The sequence below is a fragment of the Bradyrhizobium uaiense genome, assembly GCF_010811875.1.
GTDB classification, from domain to species: domain Bacteria; phylum Pseudomonadota; class Alphaproteobacteria; order Rhizobiales; family Xanthobacteraceae; genus Bradyrhizobium; species Bradyrhizobium uaiense.
Genome location: NZ_VKHP01000553.1, coordinates 1 through 633, shown reverse-complemented (window position 1 = coordinate 633; position 633 = coordinate 1). Strand labels below are relative to the sequence as shown.

1 protein-coding gene is annotated in these 633 nt (G+C 61.8%); it reads right to left on the bottom strand.

The window, feature by feature from the left end; genetic code table 11:
* Positions 1-88: 88 nt before the first annotated feature.
* Positions 89-633 (bottom strand): DUF2848 domain-containing protein (locus FNJ47_RS46425; RefSeq protein WP_163163502.1); only part of this gene is annotated, 545 nt, incomplete at its 5' end.

Here is a 633-nt window from a genome sequence, read left to right as displayed (position 1 = left end):
AGGGCGGCCTCCAATCGCGCCGTGGCGGTGGAATGGGATTGATCGGATGCTGACGTCATTCGTCGAAGCTCCTCACCGGAGGCGGCGGTCAAGAGATAACCGGGAGGATGTCAATATCGTAGCCGTGGGTCAGGGAGCGTTTGAGAACCGGATCGCTCAGCTCCATTTCAAAGCGCGTCCCCGGACGAATTCCACCGATCGCACCGGGCGTCCCGCAGAACATCAAGGTCCCGGCAGGAAGCAGATCGGCGTTCGCGTAGCGACGAATGAGATCGCGCGGCGTTCTGAGCGACGAGACGGGACTTTCCTGATACAGCACCCGCTTGCCGTCCATCGTCGCCCAGGAGCGAAGGATCAATTCATCCCAGTGCGGTTCGACATCAGCGTAGCACCAGAGCTGCCCGCCGATCGGTTTGCCGCAAAGCTGCTTCGAAAGTGCGATTCCCGTAGCTTCCGCCTTGCGATCGGTATGGTCAGATCCGATTCCGATCCAGAGTCCATCGGCCATTGCGACCACCACGGGCTCGACCTCCCCGGAACTGTCCGGACCTAGCACCGTCAGGCGATCCGCCTGCGTCAGTGTCTGGGCTGCGACACGGTAGTAAAGCGGCGTCGTCGACGGGCGTGGGATTC